Annotated in this window: 15 protein-coding genes and 1 pseudogene; 3 read left to right on the top strand and 13 right to left on the bottom strand. The window is 34.2% G+C overall.

Translation table 11 applies throughout. The features are described 5' to 3' along the window. Positions 1-206: 206 nt before the first annotated feature. The 3 genes from IGK53_RS12910 to IGK53_RS12900 form a co-directional block, all read right to left on the bottom strand. Positions 207-971, bottom strand: coding sequence for an ABC transporter permease (locus IGK53_RS12910; RefSeq protein WP_002311027.1), 765 nt, complete (start codon positions 969-971; stop codon positions 207-209). Beyond that, entirely contained in the window at positions 968-1,621 is a 654-nt protein-coding gene (locus tag IGK53_RS12905; protein ID WP_430605051.1) for an ABC transporter ATP-binding protein, read from the bottom strand. Before IGK53_RS12905 ends, IGK53_RS12910 begins: the two co-directional genes overlap by 4 nt. Positions 1,622-1,704: 83 nt before the next feature. Then, positions 1,705-2,127, bottom strand: a complete 423-nt coding sequence (locus IGK53_RS12900) for a cupin domain-containing protein (protein WP_002307506.1) — start codon at positions 2,125-2,127, stop codon at positions 1,705-1,707. Positions 2,128-2,717: 590 nt separating this feature from the next. Here IGK53_RS12900 and IGK53_RS12895 point away from each other — a divergent pair. After that, positions 2,718-3,887, top strand: a complete 1,170-nt coding sequence (locus tag IGK53_RS12895; RefSeq protein WP_002329896.1) for an IS256 family transposase — start codon at positions 2,718-2,720, stop codon at positions 3,885-3,887. 58 nt (positions 3,888-3,945) lie between these two features. Here the strand turns inward: IGK53_RS12895 and IGK53_RS12890 are convergent, their stop codons facing one another. Both IGK53_RS12890 and IGK53_RS12885 read right to left on the bottom strand, forming a co-directional pair. Continuing rightward, positions 3,946-4,242: a bacteriocin immunity protein gene (locus IGK53_RS12890; RefSeq protein ID WP_002293180.1), complete on the bottom strand. Its 297-nt coding sequence runs from the start codon at positions 4,240-4,242 to the stop codon at positions 3,946-3,948. 59 nt (positions 4,243-4,301) lie between these two features. After that, on the bottom strand, positions 4,302-4,826 hold the full coding sequence (locus tag IGK53_RS12885) for an ATP-binding cassette domain-containing protein (RefSeq protein WP_002329895.1): 525 nt from the start codon (positions 4,824-4,826) through the stop codon (positions 4,302-4,304). Between the two features lie 100 nt (positions 4,827-4,926). Here IGK53_RS12885 and IGK53_RS12880 point away from each other — a divergent pair. Together IGK53_RS12880 and IGK53_RS12875 are read left to right on the top strand one after the other, a co-directional pair. After that, positions 4,927-6,054, top strand: a pseudogene (locus IGK53_RS12880) (IS3 family transposase). A 52-nt stretch (positions 6,055-6,106) separates the two neighbouring features. Beyond that, positions 6,107-6,667, top strand: a complete 561-nt coding sequence (locus IGK53_RS12875; protein WP_002362392.1) for a recombinase family protein — start codon at positions 6,107-6,109, stop codon at positions 6,665-6,667. Here the strand turns inward: IGK53_RS12875 and IGK53_RS12870 are convergent. From IGK53_RS12870 to clpL, 8 genes are all read right to left on the bottom strand, one after another. After that, complete coding sequence (locus IGK53_RS12870) at positions 6,664-8,094, bottom strand: hypothetical protein (protein WP_002292444.1); 1,431 nt, start codon at positions 8,092-8,094, stop codon at positions 6,664-6,666. The two genes, IGK53_RS12875 and IGK53_RS12870, sit on opposite strands and share 4 nt — an antisense overlap. Before the next feature lie 161 nt (positions 8,095-8,255). Beyond that, complete coding sequence (locus tag IGK53_RS12865) at positions 8,256-9,440, bottom strand: IS256-like element ISEfm2 family transposase (RefSeq protein ID WP_002329891.1); 1,185 nt, start codon at positions 9,438-9,440, stop codon at positions 8,256-8,258. A gap of 436 nt (positions 9,441-9,876) precedes the next feature. After that, entirely contained in the window at positions 9,877-10,836 is a 960-nt protein-coding gene (locus tag IGK53_RS12860; protein WP_430605050.1) for an IS30-like element IS6770 family transposase, read from the bottom strand. Positions 10,837-10,909: 73 nt separating this feature from the next. Beyond that, entirely contained in the window at positions 10,910-11,215 is a 306-nt protein-coding gene (locus IGK53_RS12855) for a hypothetical protein (RefSeq protein WP_025479026.1), read from the bottom strand. Between the two features lie 117 nt (positions 11,216-11,332). After that, positions 11,333-11,593, bottom strand: a complete 261-nt coding sequence (locus IGK53_RS12850; protein WP_080001472.1) for a hypothetical protein — start codon at positions 11,591-11,593, stop codon at positions 11,333-11,335. Positions 11,594-11,729: 136 nt separating this feature from the next. After that, positions 11,730-12,143 (bottom strand): Hsp20/alpha crystallin family protein, encoded by a 414-nt coding sequence (locus tag IGK53_RS12845; protein ID WP_002292906.1) that lies wholly within the window; start codon positions 12,141-12,143, stop codon positions 11,730-11,732. 369 nt (positions 12,144-12,512) lie between these two features. After that, a protein-coding gene (locus IGK53_RS12840; RefSeq protein ID WP_149029034.1) for an IS3 family transposase occupies positions 12,513-13,639 on the bottom strand; the annotation gives its coding sequence in 2 pieces (ribosomal slippage) (positions 12,513-13,411 and positions 13,411-13,639; 1,128 coding nt in all). 697 nt (positions 13,640-14,336) lie between these two features. Continuing rightward, entirely contained in the window at positions 14,337-16,451 is a 2,115-nt protein-coding gene (clpL, locus tag IGK53_RS12835) for an ATP-dependent protease ClpL (protein ID WP_002293196.1), read from the bottom strand. Between the last annotated feature and the right edge of the window lie 192 nt (positions 16,452-16,643).

Here is a 16,643-nt window from a genome sequence, read left to right as displayed (position 1 = left end):
AATCAGTCCGATATCCTTTTAATCCAGTTGCTGCACTATATAAAAAATTTCATCATAGTTTCGCCCTAGTCGTTCCAAAGATTCGATGACAAAAATATCCTTCTTCCTTAAAAAATGAAGTTCTTTTTGCAATTATTCTCGTGAGGTCTTCTTTTAACTACATAAAATTGTAACCACTGGTTTTAAGAGTAGTGTATCATCCCAAATCATATAATTAATTGACTGCGATTGTTATAAAACTCACGGTAAGCCATATAACTAGCAATAAATGAAGAAATCGCAGTAACTGAAATCAACATAAACATCACAACAATTTGGTAACGAATCGCTTGAACAGGATCAATTCCCGCAAAAATCAACCCTGACATCATACCTGGTAGGCTGACAAGTCCAACCGTTTTTGTTCGGTCAATAGAAGGAGCCATGCCCGTTTTGACGCTTTCTCTTACAATACTCATGGACGCTTGTTTTTTATTGGCTCCCAATGCCAATTTTTCCAATACCTGTTGGCGTTGGTCCGTAAATTTTGAATTCAAAGACCGATAGGTCACTCCAATCGCAGTCATGGCGTTGCTGGCAATCATGCCTGTAATTGGAACGATTTGGGAAGGGGTCCAGTCAATGACTCCTGAAAAAACAAGAATGAGTAAGGACAAGGCTGTTCCTACTCCAATAGCCGTCGTTGAAATTTTAAAAGAGCGGTTGATCCCCTCACTGCGTGTATGGGCGTTATAAGAAGCGTTGAACACAATGAACAAAACCATCGCTAAAGTGAGAAAGTTGTTATCCACTCGTAATACGTAGCTCAATACATATCCAATAAGGAATAATTGAACGACAGCGCGAATTCCCGCAATAAAAATGTCGTTTCCTAATCCCAATTTCTCTTTGTAATCAATCAACAAGGCAACTATCAAGAGGACAGAGGATAAAAGCAAAGAAAGATTACTGATTTCCAAATTGTTTGTCATTTCGATTCCTCCATTTTTCCACCTTTGATAGTAATCAGACGAGAAGCTTGGTCGATTTCTTCCTGGTTGTGAGTGACGGCCAACACCGTAGTTTGTTGGTCTTTCATCATGTCTCGGACTAAATCAAGGACAATCGCCCTGTTTTCTTGGTCCAATGAACTGGTAACTTCATCCAGGAGCAACACTTTCGGTTGATACATCAAATTTCGGACCAATGCAACCCGTTGTTTTTCCCCTCCTGATAGTTCCTTGACCTCTTTCGATAAGTAAGTTTCAGGCATTTGAACTCGTTCTAACAATTTTTTTGCACGTTCCCGATCAAATCCTTCTTCTCTTATGCGGGCAGGAAAAGACAAGTTCTCTTGAACTGTCTCATCGAATAGAGAAGCGTTTTGAAAGAAATAAGAGACTTCTTTTCTATACTCCACAGGATCGATTTTTTGCAGATCCGTACCTCGATAATAAATTTTTCCGGAAGTTGGGGAAAGCAGCGTACCAATTAATTTCAAAAGGGTACTTTTTCCACTTCCAGAAGGACCAGAAAAAACAATCACTTCCCCTTTGTTTACTGTAAAAGAGATATCTTGAAGGATTTGGTTTCCGTTTGCCTGAAAACCAACCTTCTCTAATTGAAACAATGAATCACTCATACCACTTCTCTCCTTTATAAAAAAGACCTGCACCAGTGGACCATCCATACGGGTGCAGGGCTTTTGTTTCATCCTAGTGTACCTCAGTGTTCGTTTGGATCGTTTTTGGCGTCTTCATGAGTAGGGTGAACCGTTCCTTCAAGGTGATCTGGACCAGCATAAATGGTATACAGTCTGAGCGGCTTATCACCGGTGTTTTCGATGTTGTGCCACATGTCCGCCGGAACAAATACGGCGTCATCATCCATCACTTTTTGTTGAACATGTAAGTTATCTTTAGAAGGCCCCATTTTACACACGCCTTCTCCTTCTTCAATACGGATAAATTGGTCAATGCCTTCGTGCACTTCCAAACCGATGTCATCGCCCGGTTGAATGGACATTACGGTGACTTGCAGTTTACTGCCTGTCCAAATGGTCGTCCGGTAATTATCATTTCCTGTGGTGGCGTCTTCAATATTAATGATATACGGCTTCTTCCCATGATCCTTGTAGTCTATTTCCATCTTCCATTCCTCCTAGTCTTTGTACTGAAACAATGATACCTACTTATTATTTATAATAATTCTAATTAATGGTACCACATCTAAAAATTCTATGCAAAAAAATTGGCTTTTTGGAGAGCGATTCTAAACAAAGACCATATAACGCGCAATTACAATTGGTACCCCTTAATCCTCAGCACATAAAGGAAAAAATATGGAATCAAAAAATAACCGATATGTACTCTGGTTATGACTTGAATTAGGGAGAATTTCAGAGACGACACATCATACTTTTTTAGTTTACACTTGTAAACTAACTAGCGTACATTAAGTTTATGCTCACTATCAAGCGTTGCCAATCCTTTAGACTCTTATCAATTTCGAAAGAAAGTAGCAAGGTTATTGATTGTGACTGTAAAAGTGGGGTGTTCCTATAAGCACATTAAACTATCTTCTCTAATTTATCATGCTATTTAAATTCTGTTTTTTCATGAGAATTTTTGGATAGCGTAAAATATTTTGTGTAAATAGAAATTTTAGGTAGATAAAAAGAAAGTCCATTCTGTAAAATTAAAGTTACCACAACCGAAATTTTATAGGAGGACTTTCTCATGACTAATTTTACTACAGAAATTATGGAAACACTAATCAATAAAGGTGATTTGGATGACTTATTCCGTCGTCATCTAGAATTAGCTATCAATACACTGCTACAAGCTGAATTAACGGCTTTTCTTGATTATGAGAAATATAATCGCACTGGTTTTAATTCAGGTAATTCCCGAAATGGGAATTATTCTCGTTCATTTAAAACAGAGTTTGGAGAATTAAATTTGGCAATTCCTAGAGATAGAAACGGAGAGTTTTCTCAACAAACGTTGCCTGCTTATAAAAGAAGTAACGACTCTTTAGAAACCACCATTATCCAATTATTTCAAAAAGGAATCACTATGTCTGAAATCTCTGAGTTGATTGAAAAAATATATGGTCATTACTATACGCCACAAACCATTTCCAATATCACTCAAATAGTATCTGAAGATGTTGTTGCTTTTAAAGAAAGGTCCTTAGAATCCCAATACTCAATCATTTTTATGGATGCTACTCACATTCCTTTAAAAAGACAAACTGTCTCAAAAGAAGCTGTATATATTGTCATAGGTATCCGACTAGATGGGACCAAAGAGGTTCTTGGGTTTAGTATTGCTCCAACTGGGTCTTCGTATGTTTGGAAAGAAATACTTCAAGACTTAAAAGACCGTGGTTTAGAAGAGGTTTTATTAGTTGTAACTGATGGTTTAAGCGGCATTAACGATAGTATCCATAGTATTTATCCAAATGCTCAATTTCAACAATGTTGTGTCCATATCTCTAGAAACATTGCTCATAAGGTTCGTGTTAGTGACCGACAAGAAGTCTGTAATGATTTTAAATTGGTTTATCAAGCAGCTTCAAAAGAAGAAGCTATGAATCAAATAAGTTTTATGATAGATAAATGGAAAAAGCAGTATCCACGAGTAGTTAAATTACTCATGAATCCTGCTATATTAACCTTTTATAATTTTCCTCCATCAATCAGAAGAACCATTTATTCAACTAACTTGATTGAAGGTTTTAACAAACAATTAAAAAAATATACAAAAAGAAAAGAACAATTTCCTAATGAAGAATCTCTGGAGAGATTCTTAGTTTCTCAATTCAACAACTATAATCAGAAGTTTTTGTGTCGGATTCATAAAGGTTTTAAAGAAATACAAGATACATTAGAATCAATGTTTTAACTTAACCGACAGAATGGTTTTTTCCATTTACACATAATTCTTGACGCAACCGAAATTACTAATAACCATATCTTATATTAGATATAGACATCAATTCTTTTAATTTTTTTGATTGCTTTGCATTTAAAGATACACCGTCTTTTTTTATTGCATTTGATATTTCTAAATTCATACGACTTAAAATTAAAGGTACTGAAGTTCCTTCATTTTTCAGATTTCCAAGGTAGGTGTGCAATATCATTCGAAGGGAATCATTTCCTAAATCTGTCTCTAAATCATCTAATAATTCAGTAATAATTATTTCTGCTCTTTTGCTTCGATCATCTCCGCCAGAAAACCATTTTAAATTACTCATTTATTAATCCTCCTTAATTTTAATTTACTTTTAAATAATTTTATTATAATTTCTCGAAGTCACTTTTTATCTAAATCAATTATCAAATCGCACTTGTTTATTAAGTTAAGGTTATGGGATATCATTATTAATGTCTTATTAGAGTATGTTAATAACTTATCAAAAATTCGCATTTCAGTTTTAGAATCTAGAGCACTCGTAGCTTCATCTAACAATAAAACTTTACTTTCTGATAATAAAACTCTTGCTAGAGCTATTCTTTGCTTTTGACCACCTGATAAATTCGTTCTATTTTCTTCTAGATACGTATCAAGACCCAGAGGAAGCTCATTAATAAAACTCCACAAACAAGTATCTTTCAATACTTTATCAAATTCTTTTTCATTAGGGACACTTTCTAAACCTAAAACTAAATTATCTTTAATGGATCCACTCACAATAAAAGATTCTTGAGGAACATAAGTAATTAATTTACGTAAGTCTTTTCTATTAATATTTTCAATATTTTTCTCATTTATACAAATTTTCCCGCTATCTGGTACATAAAATCCAGCTAGAAGTTGTGCTAAAGTTGACTTTCCCACACCACTATCACCTTTTATTCCTGGTGTTAGTATCAAATCTTAGACAGCTTTTCGTAGAGACAAGAATAAATTAAACTTATCTACGAGAGGATGAATTTTTATGACCCGATATGAAGAAAATTTTAAACAAATGATTGTTGAACTGAATCAAACTGGACGTTCTGTTCAAGGGTTAGCGAAAGAATATGGCTTATCTGAAGCAACGATTTACAAATGGAAGAATTTATATTTACCTGATCAGTCCACAGGACTGACTGGAAAATAAGTAGCTGAACTGAGAAAAGAAAATGCTCATTTAAATGAGGAACTTGAAATCTTAAAAAAAGCCGCAGCCATATTCTCTCGGAAAACCTAAATTCGCTTGTTCAATTTATTGAAAAATGGTGTAAGGATTACACTGTTTCTTTGTTGTGTCGGTTATTAGAAATCCCTAGAAGTGTCTATTATTTTTATAAGAATAAACCGTTGACAGCTACAGAAATCAGAAATAATAAGTTGAAAAAGAAGATTTCAACAATTTTTTTTTACGAATAAACAACGCTATGGTGCCACAAAGATCCATCAAGTTTTATTAAAAGAAGGGATTTCAGTATCTCTTAAACATGTCCAAAAGCTAATGAAACAATTAAATTTAAGGTCGATTGTAGTTAAAAAATATAGACCTCAAAGGTCTAATAAACCGATCATTTCAAAAGAGAATCTCTTAAATCAGGACTTTTCTACTGAAACGATCTGTGAGAAATGGGCAGCTGACATTACGTACATTCCTACTAAGAAAAATGGTTGGTGTTACTTATCTTCAATCATGGATTTACACACGAAAAAAATTATTAGTTATACATTTTCAAAACGAATGACTGTGGATTGTGTCATTCAAACATTGAATAAAGCAAAAATACATTATCACATTCCAGAAGGAATGATTCTACACACTGACTTGGGCAGCCAATACACAGCAAGAGAAGTGGAACAATGGCTTAAAACCAACAAAATAAGGCATTCTTATAGTAGAAAAGGAACACCTTATGATAATGCTGGAATCGAATCTTTCCATGCCTCATTGAAAAAAGAAGAAGTCTACACGACTAGCTACTCAGATTTTGAAGAAGCAAATCGAGCGCTACTTAGCTACATTGAAGGATTTTATAACCGAAATCGAATCCATAGCTCGATTCACTATCTAACCCCACAGGAATTTGAAGAATTAGCAAAAGAAAAAATGGCTTAACCGTCTCTACTAAAATGTGTCCAAGATATTGACTCAAATCCAAATTGAAGAAATGAAAAAGTTCGGCGCAGAAAAAATTTTCATCGAGAAACAATCTGGAGCAACGATTACTCATCGACCGATTTTCCAGGAAGCTTTAGAGTTTGTCCGAGACCAAGATATTTTTATTGTCGAAGCAATCGACCGACTTGGAAGAAATTACGACGAAATCATTGCTTCAGTCAATTACCTAAAGAAGAAAAACGTGCAGCTGATCATCACCAGTCTACCGATCATGGCTGAAGCAATTGGCAATCCTCTTTTGGATAAATTCATTAAAGATTTAATCATCCAAATTTTGGCCATGATTGCAGAGCAAGAGCGTACCGAATCTAAACGACGCCAGGCGCAAGGCATTAAAATTGCAAAAGCAAATGGCGTCTATAAAGGTCGTCCAAAACTCTATAGTGCAGATACAAAAAATCCTCAACGACGTTTAGTTTATGAAAACATCGTTAAGGATTTAAATGAGGGCATAGCTATTTCAAAAATTGCTAAAAACTACAATATTACTAGACAAACTATTTACAGAATTAAGAATGATATTGAGTATAACAGTAATCAAATGAATTAAAAAAGTTCTTTATACATTAAAATTTCTTCTTTTAACTCATCAATTCTAGGAGATCTAACATCAGAATCAGCAATTGCATTTAATAACTCATCAATATTTTCTTTATTCGCTAGTAAAGGATCATAGTATTTTATATTCTTTTTAATTAATTCCAGAGTTTTTATATTTTGTTCTTTGTAATTAGCTAGAATTTCTTCTACAGTTTCGCCTGAAATCATAGCCATATCTGAACCAGTATTGATTCCTTTGAATGGATAAGGTTCTTTATCATATGCCTTTATCATTTCTACTAAATCATCATATCCTAAGTGTTCTTTAACATACAGCATAAAATTTATTAATGTAAAAAATGGCATTGAAGAATAGTCTGGAAATATAAATTGAAACAGTTTGTTCGCAAAATATTTATCATCATCATTGCTTTCTGGTGACACTGACAGGCTGCTAAGCCACTTTAAATACAATTCAAATATAATTATTTGTTTTTGTGAATTATCTTCATTCTCATCATAAATAAGTTTATCGGGTAAAAGATTATCTAAGTTATCTACTAAAGATAGGCTATTAGCTTTCTTGGCATAAGATATTAATTTTAAAATATTATTATTTAGGAATAATCTATATTCTTCTCCAGATAATTCTTCTAAAAATTGTGATAGGAATTGATTATATCTGTTACTAGAATTCCAATTAAAAATAGAGTTTTTTGTATAGATATCGAAAAAATCATTTACTTTTTTTATATCTATATTCTTTCCTTCAAGATACACACATTTTATTTCGGAATAAATAAATTTGGATAAACGCTCATAAACATCATAATCGATAGTATTGTACGTATTTATTTCATCAAATTTATTCATGTCTATACTAGTGAAAAAGATAGACATAAATTTTAATTTTTTTTCATAGTCTTTATTTTCTTCACATTGATCTATATACATATCCATCAGATCGATTTCTTCTATCTCTCCATGTTGATCCACTGAATCCCATATGAGAGACCATATTTCTTTCTGAACAGCTTCATTCTTGGATAAGTTACTAATATATCTTTTCCTACATTCTGTTCTATATTTAACGGTTTCACTAGAATTGTTTTTTGAATAAGTACGCTTGTTAATAATCCAAAAATAGCACCTAACTAACGATAGAATAGATAAGCTTATGCCGATTACATATAAAAGAAGTACTATACAGTTAAGTTTTCTATAAAACTCATTACTTGCTGAATTTGTTTGATAGAAAAGTAAAGGCAATGTTAACAATATTAGTCCAAAAGACAGTTTTTTTATTTTTATAACTTGATCAAATACTACCATTTTATCCCAATCAACAGCATTCTCATTTTCAAATAAAAATGTAGCAATTGGTATAAATAATGCCAACACTGTACTTGTTATATTCCATAAAAATCCCGAATCCATAATTATTTTCCTCCTATATAAAATTTGTAAAATGTAAATATAATTACTCAATTATCTTTTTAAAAGCTTCCTCCATTAATATAATATTATCATCCAAATCGTCGATGTTTGGAGCGTCAATAATTTTGTGTAAATAACTCGTCCTTCTGCAAAATAATGGGTTACTCAGTAAACATTGAAGCTAATGTATCCGTCACTTGTTGGAAGCCTTTATGGCTTCTATTTAAGAATTTTTGATTGTATGTATCAAAGATGGATACTAGGAAACGCTCTAGTGATTCTTCATTTTGAAACTGATCTTTTCTGCGGCTGTATTTCTTGATTTGTTTATTGAAAGATTCGATTAAATTAGTTGAGTAAATGCTTCGGCGGATACCAGGCGGAAACTCATAAAAAGTCAATAAATCTTGATTTTTTATCAGTGACTGCGTCACTTTAGGATAAGTTTTCTGCCACTTCTCAATCATACTCCCTAAAAAGGTATTTGCCTCTTCCTTTGAGCTAGCTTGATAAACAGCCTTAAAATCATCACAGATTTCTTTTCGATCTTTGACACGTACTTTATGAGCAATATTACGGGAAACGTGAACACAGCAATGTTGGTATTTAGCTTTAGGATAAATCTGGTGAATCGTATCTTTCATGCCTTTTAAGCCATCGGTAATAAACAGTAAGACATCATGAACCCCTCTGGAGTAAATGTCCTGTAACAACTCATTCCAAACGTAGGTCGATTCAGTCGGAGCAATCGCATAACTTAGTACTTCTTTAGTGCCGTCTTCTCGTATACCAATGGCAATATAGATTGCTTCTTTGGAGACGGTTTGCCGTTTTAAAGGAATATAAGTAGCATCCATGAAAATAGCGACATACTTATCATTTAGAGTTCTAACTTTAAATGCATTTACTTCTTCAGTCTCAGTCAGCACTTTAGTCATGTTGGACATGGTTTGGAGCGTGTAGTGATGCCCATACATTTTCTCAATCAAGTCTGCGATTTCCGACATGGTAATACCTTTTCGGAAGAGGTGAATGACGGTCTCCTCTAACGTGTCATTCGTCCGTCTATAAGCAGGAACAGTCTGTTGCTTGAACTCGCCATTGCGGTCGCGCGGAATCTGGAGATGAAGTTCCCCATACTCGGTCTTGACCGTACGGTCATAGGAGCCGTTACGAGAATTACCCGTGTTAAAACCAATGCGATCATACTTTTCGTAATCTAGGAAAGCCGTTAACTCCGTTTTGAGAAGCGTATTGACTGCTTTTTCCAAATGGACACGGAATAATTCATTCAAATCGCCTTTGTTCGCTAGAGTCTTTAGAATTTCTGTAGTAAAATCGTTCATATGGAAGTCCTCTTTTCTGTGAATGTGTTGTGGTAACTCTATTCTACAGAAGGGACTTCCTTTTTTCTATTTACACAAAATATTTTACACTCTCTCGATGTTACATCTATAGAATTCTTTTATTACTTTCAAAGTATCTAAAGTTATCACAAATGATAGTTTTTCCAATACATGTATTTGTAACGCTGATTCTATTCCAATATTTGATGCAATATGATTAATAGTGCCAGTTCCATGAACATCCATTGATCCAATTCCATATATAGAAAAATATAGAGATTTGTCGATATTAAGTCTTTTCATCAACTTCAGTATGCTTGTTTTCTTTTCTTGGTCTAAATCGTACCAATGCCTATTGTCCCATCTTTTTGTTCCTTTATACTTAAATAATTTTTTCTGTTCATTCTTGTAATACGTAATTATATCATATGATTTGTCAAATTAAGCTAGAATAAAATGCTTCTTGTACATAGCTCAAAAATATTTCGATTGGTGTTCTGTAATTCAATGATTTTCTTGGAATATGATTACGTTGATTGCTGACACTGGAAATAAATGTCTGATTCACTTCTCTAAAATCCATTGATTTCGGCAGTCCATTACGACGCAGAATCCCGTTAGAATTCTCGTTTAATGGGCGTTGAGAAGGTGTTCCAGGGTCCGCAAAATATATATCAATATCATGTTGGTTACTAATGGCTTTCCAGTTAGAAAATTCTTTTCCACAGTCAAACGTAATAGATTTAAAGAAGTTTTTAGGGAAGCGAGAAAACCATTGATTAAGGGCAGTTTCAATATCTAATGCCTTAGGGCCGTTGGGTTTAATCGTGATAATGACTTTAGATAATCTTTCAACTAAAGTAATGACGGCACTTTTATGATGAATGCCAACGATCGTATCACCTTCAAGGTGACCAAACTCAGAATTGAAATCAGGATAATTATCAGGTCGATCATGGATTGAGCGCTGATACTGTTGTTTTCCCCGTTTTTCCTGATGGCCATTGGTTTTTCTTTTACCTTTCATCGGTAGTGTGTCAATATCAAATATTCCTTTAGAAAATAAACGATAAAGTGTTCTCATACCGCATGAAACAGGCCTTTCTTTTCGCCCGATAATGACGTCAGGCGTCCAACCAAGAGTGACTTTCTCTTTAATGTAATCTACTTCATGAGCAGGTAATTGAATGACTTTTCTACCACATTTTTTCTTATTTTCTTTATACTGGTGCCAATAATCAAGAGCAGTCTTGCCTTGGTTGAACTTATTGACTACACTATAAATAGTTTGTATAGCACGTCCCATTCGGTTAGCGATTTCAACCGGCTTATTATGTTGAAGATAATATGATTCTATCATTGTCAGTTCGTCTATGGTAAGATGTTTGTAGGTCATTTATGGTTACACTCCTTTGTTTTCTTTCGTCGGAAATACAATTTGAGTGTACCATAAATGCCTTTTTATTTTTCTAACTTAATTTTACAATTCGCGTATTCAAAAAAAATAGCACAATGGCAAAGATCATAAGAGAGATCATAAACCCCAATGAATGACTAAAAAGAAAAGCAGAATCACATGCCATATCATCCAATATTTCTTCAAGAAAATAAATAAGCGGGAAAAAGGGAAGGAATAGTAGAACATCGATCCAGCACCATTTTTTTCTTCTTTTGAAATAACATAAAACAATAAACATGAACGTGCAGGGAAGTAAAAACAAAGCTTTACTCATAACTAACAAAATACCAGCTCCTTTTATTTTTTTCTCCCCCACATTCAAAGAGTCACAATGGTATGTACTTAATAATAGAAAAATGGATCAACTTGTATGAATATCAGCTGAAAAGATCTGCACCAAATAAAAAACTTCCAGCCAAAACTGACTGGAAGTTTATTTTTTTCTGAAATATTCTAACACAAATATGAAAAAGATGGCCGAAGCTAATAAGCCGATTTCGTAGCAAAACAATGAGCTACCAGAGTCGTAATAATAAAATCCTCTAATCTTATGAATAAAATAGATCATCGGACAAGCAGATAAGAGTAAGTATTTATTAGGCCTTTTGAATAAGTAAAAGAAAGCACTGGTCATTATGATAAATGGTGTCCAAAACAAAAGTTTACTTAAGACAATCAAATGATCAACTCCCATATTTTTTACCAAGAGAGATCATAACATCTTTATCGTAAAAACAAAATATTTTTTTGCTCATTTTGAAAATTTAAACATACTCGTTCTTATCCAAATATATAAAAATCGCCCCTCATCCATCGAGAGGCGATAAGTTCTAATTTAACTCAATTTTTTTTGTTTCTTTTGGCTGATGAGCTGTTTTAGGTAATACTAATTTCAGCACACCGTTTTTAAAGGTTCCAGTGATTTTTTCTTCATCAACATTAGGAAGATAGAATGAACGTTTGTAAGAGACCGAATGTCTTTCTTTCCGTACATAGTTGCCATCTTCTTTATCTTCTGTATGGGACTCATGATTGGCGGAGATCGTCAAAGTATTATCTGAATATTCAACTGTCGTGTCTTCTTTGTCATAGCCAGGCATATCAGCAGTTAGTTTGTATTCCTTTTCATTTTCGACTAAATCCACTTTTGGATAACTTGAAACACCTAAAAAATCATTGAATGCTGGACTAAACACGTCATTGAAATCAGGGAACATGTCGCGAATGCTAGGTACATTTGCCATTTTTAATCATCCTTTCAATAAGTATTTTTTATTAATAAAGTTAAAATAAAGTTAATGCAATAGCATCTAAAGTTTTCATTAGAATTCTCCTTTCTTAAATGATAAAAAAATTATATATCAAAAAGAGAAACATTGCTTATATAACGCTTAGGAATTTTAGCAATCTATGCAAAAAGATGAAAATTTTTTTTGCTCTTCCATTAGTACACATTTTTTAGCTGAAGCTGTAAATTTCATGTCTTAATTTTTTTAGTGAGCTTTTATACTGGATTTGTAAGAAAAAAGAAGGAGAGGATCACATATGTCGGATTGGTTGGATATTGCAGGTGGATTTGAGTCAATATCTTGGACACATTTTAGTAGAGACGGTTAAGCCATTTTTTCTTTTGCTAATTCTTCAAATTCCTGTGGGGTTAGATAGTGAATCGAGCTATGGATTCGATTTCGGTTATAAAATCCTTCAATGTAGCTAAGTAGCGCTCGATTTGCTTCTTCAAAATCTGAGTAGCTAGTCGTGTAGACTTCTTCTTTTTTCAATGAGGCATGGAAAGATTCGATTCCAGCATTATCATAAGGTGTTCCTTTTCTACTATAAGAATGCCTTATTTTGTTGGTTTTAAGCCATTGTTCCACTTCTCTTGCTGTGTATTGGCTGCCCAAGTCAGTGTGTAGAATCATTCCTTCTGGAATGTGATAATGTATTTTTGCTTTATTCAATGTTTGAATGACACAATCCACAGTCATTCGTTTTGAAAATGTATAACTAATAATTTTTTTCGTGTGTAAATCCATGATTGAAGATAAGTAACACCAACCATTTTTCTTAGTAGGAATGTACGTAATGTCAGCTGCCCATTTCTCACAGATCGTTTCAGTAGAAAAGTCCTGATTTAAGAGATTCTCTTTTGAAATGATCGGTTTATTAGACCTTTGAGGTCTATATTTTTTAACTACAATCGACCTTAAATTTAATTGTTTCATTAGCTTTTGGACATGTTTAAGAGATACTGAAATCCCTTCTTTTAATAAAACTTGATGGATCTTTGTGGCACCATAGCGTTGTTTATTCGTAAAAAAAATTGTTGAAATCTTCTTTTTCAACTTATTATTTCTGATTTCTGTAGCTGTCAACGGTTTATTCTTATAAAAATAATAGACACTTCTAGGGATTTCTAATAACCGACACAACAAAGAAACAGTGTAATCCTTACACCATTTTTCAATAAATTGAACAAGCGAATTTAGGTTTTCCGAGAGAATATGGCTGCGGCTTTTTTTAAGATTTCAAGTTCCTCATTTAAACGAGCATTTTCTTTTCTCAGTTCAGCTACTTCTTTTCCAGTCAGTCCTGTGGACTGATCAGGTAAATATAAATTCTTCCATTTGTGAATCGTTGCTTCAGATAAGCCATATTCTTTCGCTAACCCTCGAACAGAACGTCCAGTTTGATTCAGTTCAATAATCATTTGTTTAAAATTTTCTTCATATCGGGTCATAAAAATTCATCCTCTCGTAGATAAGTTTAATTTATTCTTGTCTCTACGAAAAGCTGTCTAAGATTTGATACTAACACCATTAAAAATGTGGGCACAATACCTAACAAACGTACTAAATATTTACATGGATGATCAACTTAATGAAAAACAGAATCGATTAAATAAATTAAATCAAATCGTAACAAATTGGCACAATTTATTGCCATCCAGTCATTTGGTAGAAGGTCTACACGGCGCTTTCCAACGTTTATCTGACAGAAACGGTGATCGTCCAAACAACATTCATATTCCACCTGTATACATTTTAAAGCCATAGGAAAAAGCCTAGTATCTATTGCTAGGCTCTTTTGTATACCTCTACACATTCATTTCCTTCTTCCAGCATTCATAAGACTCAACAGTTGCACTTTTTTTCATTCTCCTACAAATTCCACTAAACAACGACCACTTATAGTCATCCAAAATAGCAGTACCTACTCCCCCTAATCCTAAGAAAAACAGTAAAAGTAAATACAAAAATAGCATCATATTATATGTACGGAGGCATTTCATTTACACAAGATTCTTGACGCTACCCATATTACTCAATAGATTAATATCAAATGGTGAAAATCAACGAAAAAAGGAGATCTATCAAGCAATCTCCTTCCCAATAAATCTCCTCTTATATAAAGTTATTTATGAACACTGATTTAAGCTAAGCTGCCGATATCACAATCTCATCATCCACTAAATCAGCCTTCAAGTTTTTGACATCTAAGTGGTCAAGGTAGAAATCCGTTACCTTATCACGAATTTGTCGTTCAATTACTCGCCGTAATGGCCGCGCACCCATTGCTTCATCATAGCCTTGTTCCATCAGCCAATCTTTAGCCGCTTTAGTTACCTCAAGTTTGATGGATTTTTTGGCTAAAGTTTTTTGTACATCCGCCAACATCAAATCGACAATTTGACTTAAGTCTTGCTTAGTCAGATGTGAAAATTCCACGATTCCATTAAAACGGTTCAGAAATTCTGGGCGGAAAAATGGTGCTAACTTATCCATTAATGACTGATCTCGTTGCTTGTCACCACTTAATGCTTCATTACCAAAGCCAGCATTAGAAGTAGCAATAATAATCGTATTTTTGAAATTAATGACATTGCCTTGTCCATCCGTTAAGCGCCCATCATCCATCACTTGTAACAGTAACGTTAATACTTGTGGATGAGCCTTTTCAATTTCATCTAATAATACAATGGAATATGGATTACGCCGAACCCGTTCAGTTAGAGTATTAGCATTATCTTCATAGCCTACGTATCCAGCCGAGGTACCAATTAATTTCGACACAGCTGTACGATCAGCATATTCACTCATATCTAGCCGAATAATCGCATTTTCATTTCCAAACATATCTAAGGCTAATTGCTTAGCTAATTCAGTCTTTCCTACGCCAGTTGGGCCCACAAACAGAAAACTTCCAATCGGCTGATCACCCTCTGAAAAGCCCGCACGGTTACGCCGAATTGCTCTTGCTACCATTTCAACCGCTTCATCTTGACCGATTACCTTACTTTTCAGACGCTTATCAAGATTTTTCAAGCGCTCAATATCATTAGCGCCCATATCAGAAACTGGTATACCAGTTAAACGTTCAACCGATTGTGCCACATCATCAATCGTGGCAGTGATTTTTTCTTTTTGATCCGTTTCTTTAATTTTTTGCTTGGTTTCCTCGATCGACTTCTTGATATCAGCGGCTTTTGTAAAGTCCTCCGCTTTAATGGCGGCCTCCTTAGCTGCCTCTAATTTTTTAAGGCGTTGATCCAATGTCTCAACATCAGTTTGCGAATTTTTAGACGCTAAATGAGCCGCAGTCATGTCGATCAAATCGATAGCTTTATCTGGCAAAGTGCGTTGTGGTATATATTGGATTGAATAATCCACAGCCGCCTTCAAAACATCATCTGGTAATACAACATGATGATGTTTTTCGTACAGCTCTTTAACACCTTGTAATATACGTAAAGTGTCAGCGGCAGTCGGTTCATTAATCACAACATCATTGAATCGCCGTGCCAAAGCCGCATTTTTCAAAATAGTATTGCGATATTCATCTTGAGTCGTAGCCCCGATTACACTCAGCTCGCCACGTGACAAAGCAGGTTTAATGATATCAGCCAATCCTTTGCCACCATCTTCACCACCAGTAGCACCCGTGCCGAGAATCTGATGAATTTCATCGAAGAATAGAATAATATTACCAGCTGCTTTAACTTCCTCTACCAGCTGTTTAATATTTTCTTCAAAAGAACCGCGATATTGAGTTCCCGCTTCCAAAGACGATAAATCAATCGAATAGATTTCTTTATCTTGAATCGTTTCTGGAACTTTACCAGCCACAATTGCCTGTGCCAGACCTTCGACGACTGCAGTTTTACCTACACCGGCATCACCAACTAAGATTGCATTATTTTTCGTTCTACGACTCAAAATTTCTGCAGTTTCTTGAATCTCTTTCTCACGTCCAATCACTGGATCTAGTAATCCATCACGAGCCTGTTCCGTCAAATTAGTCCCTAACTTTTCTAAAATCCCTCCTTTTTTAACAGCCTGTTTACCATCTTTAGATACTTCTATTGTTTTATTATTTTGGGGTAGCTTACCAGTTGCTCGGTATTGAGCAAACTCATCCGGTGTCAACGATTGTCCATTAACTAAATACCGTGCACGCTCCGAATTTTGATTATTCATGCGCCGAAATAATTGATTGAAAACATCATCCATATCATTGTTGAAAAAAGGATCATTTCCGTAAAAATTTGCCATATTACAACACCCCCATAAAAATTTATATGTGTAACTTAGTGACCATAATATCCTTTAAAACTATAACTGAATTGTATCACAATTTTTATGTATCGCTAAGTAAGGTGCTTATAGAATCAATTAGAAATAATTAGGATAATTTTGTTTAAACAATAGTAAAGAAGTGTTAAGCGTATCAGACTAAGACTTTGC

It is taken from the genome of Enterococcus sp. DIV1224, from assembly GCF_050555455.1.
Lineage (GTDB): Bacteria > Bacillota > Bacilli > Lactobacillales > Enterococcaceae > Enterococcus_B > Enterococcus_B lactis.
The sequence above is the reverse complement of the archived record's forward strand: the minus strand, read 5'-3'. Positions and strand labels throughout refer to the sequence as shown.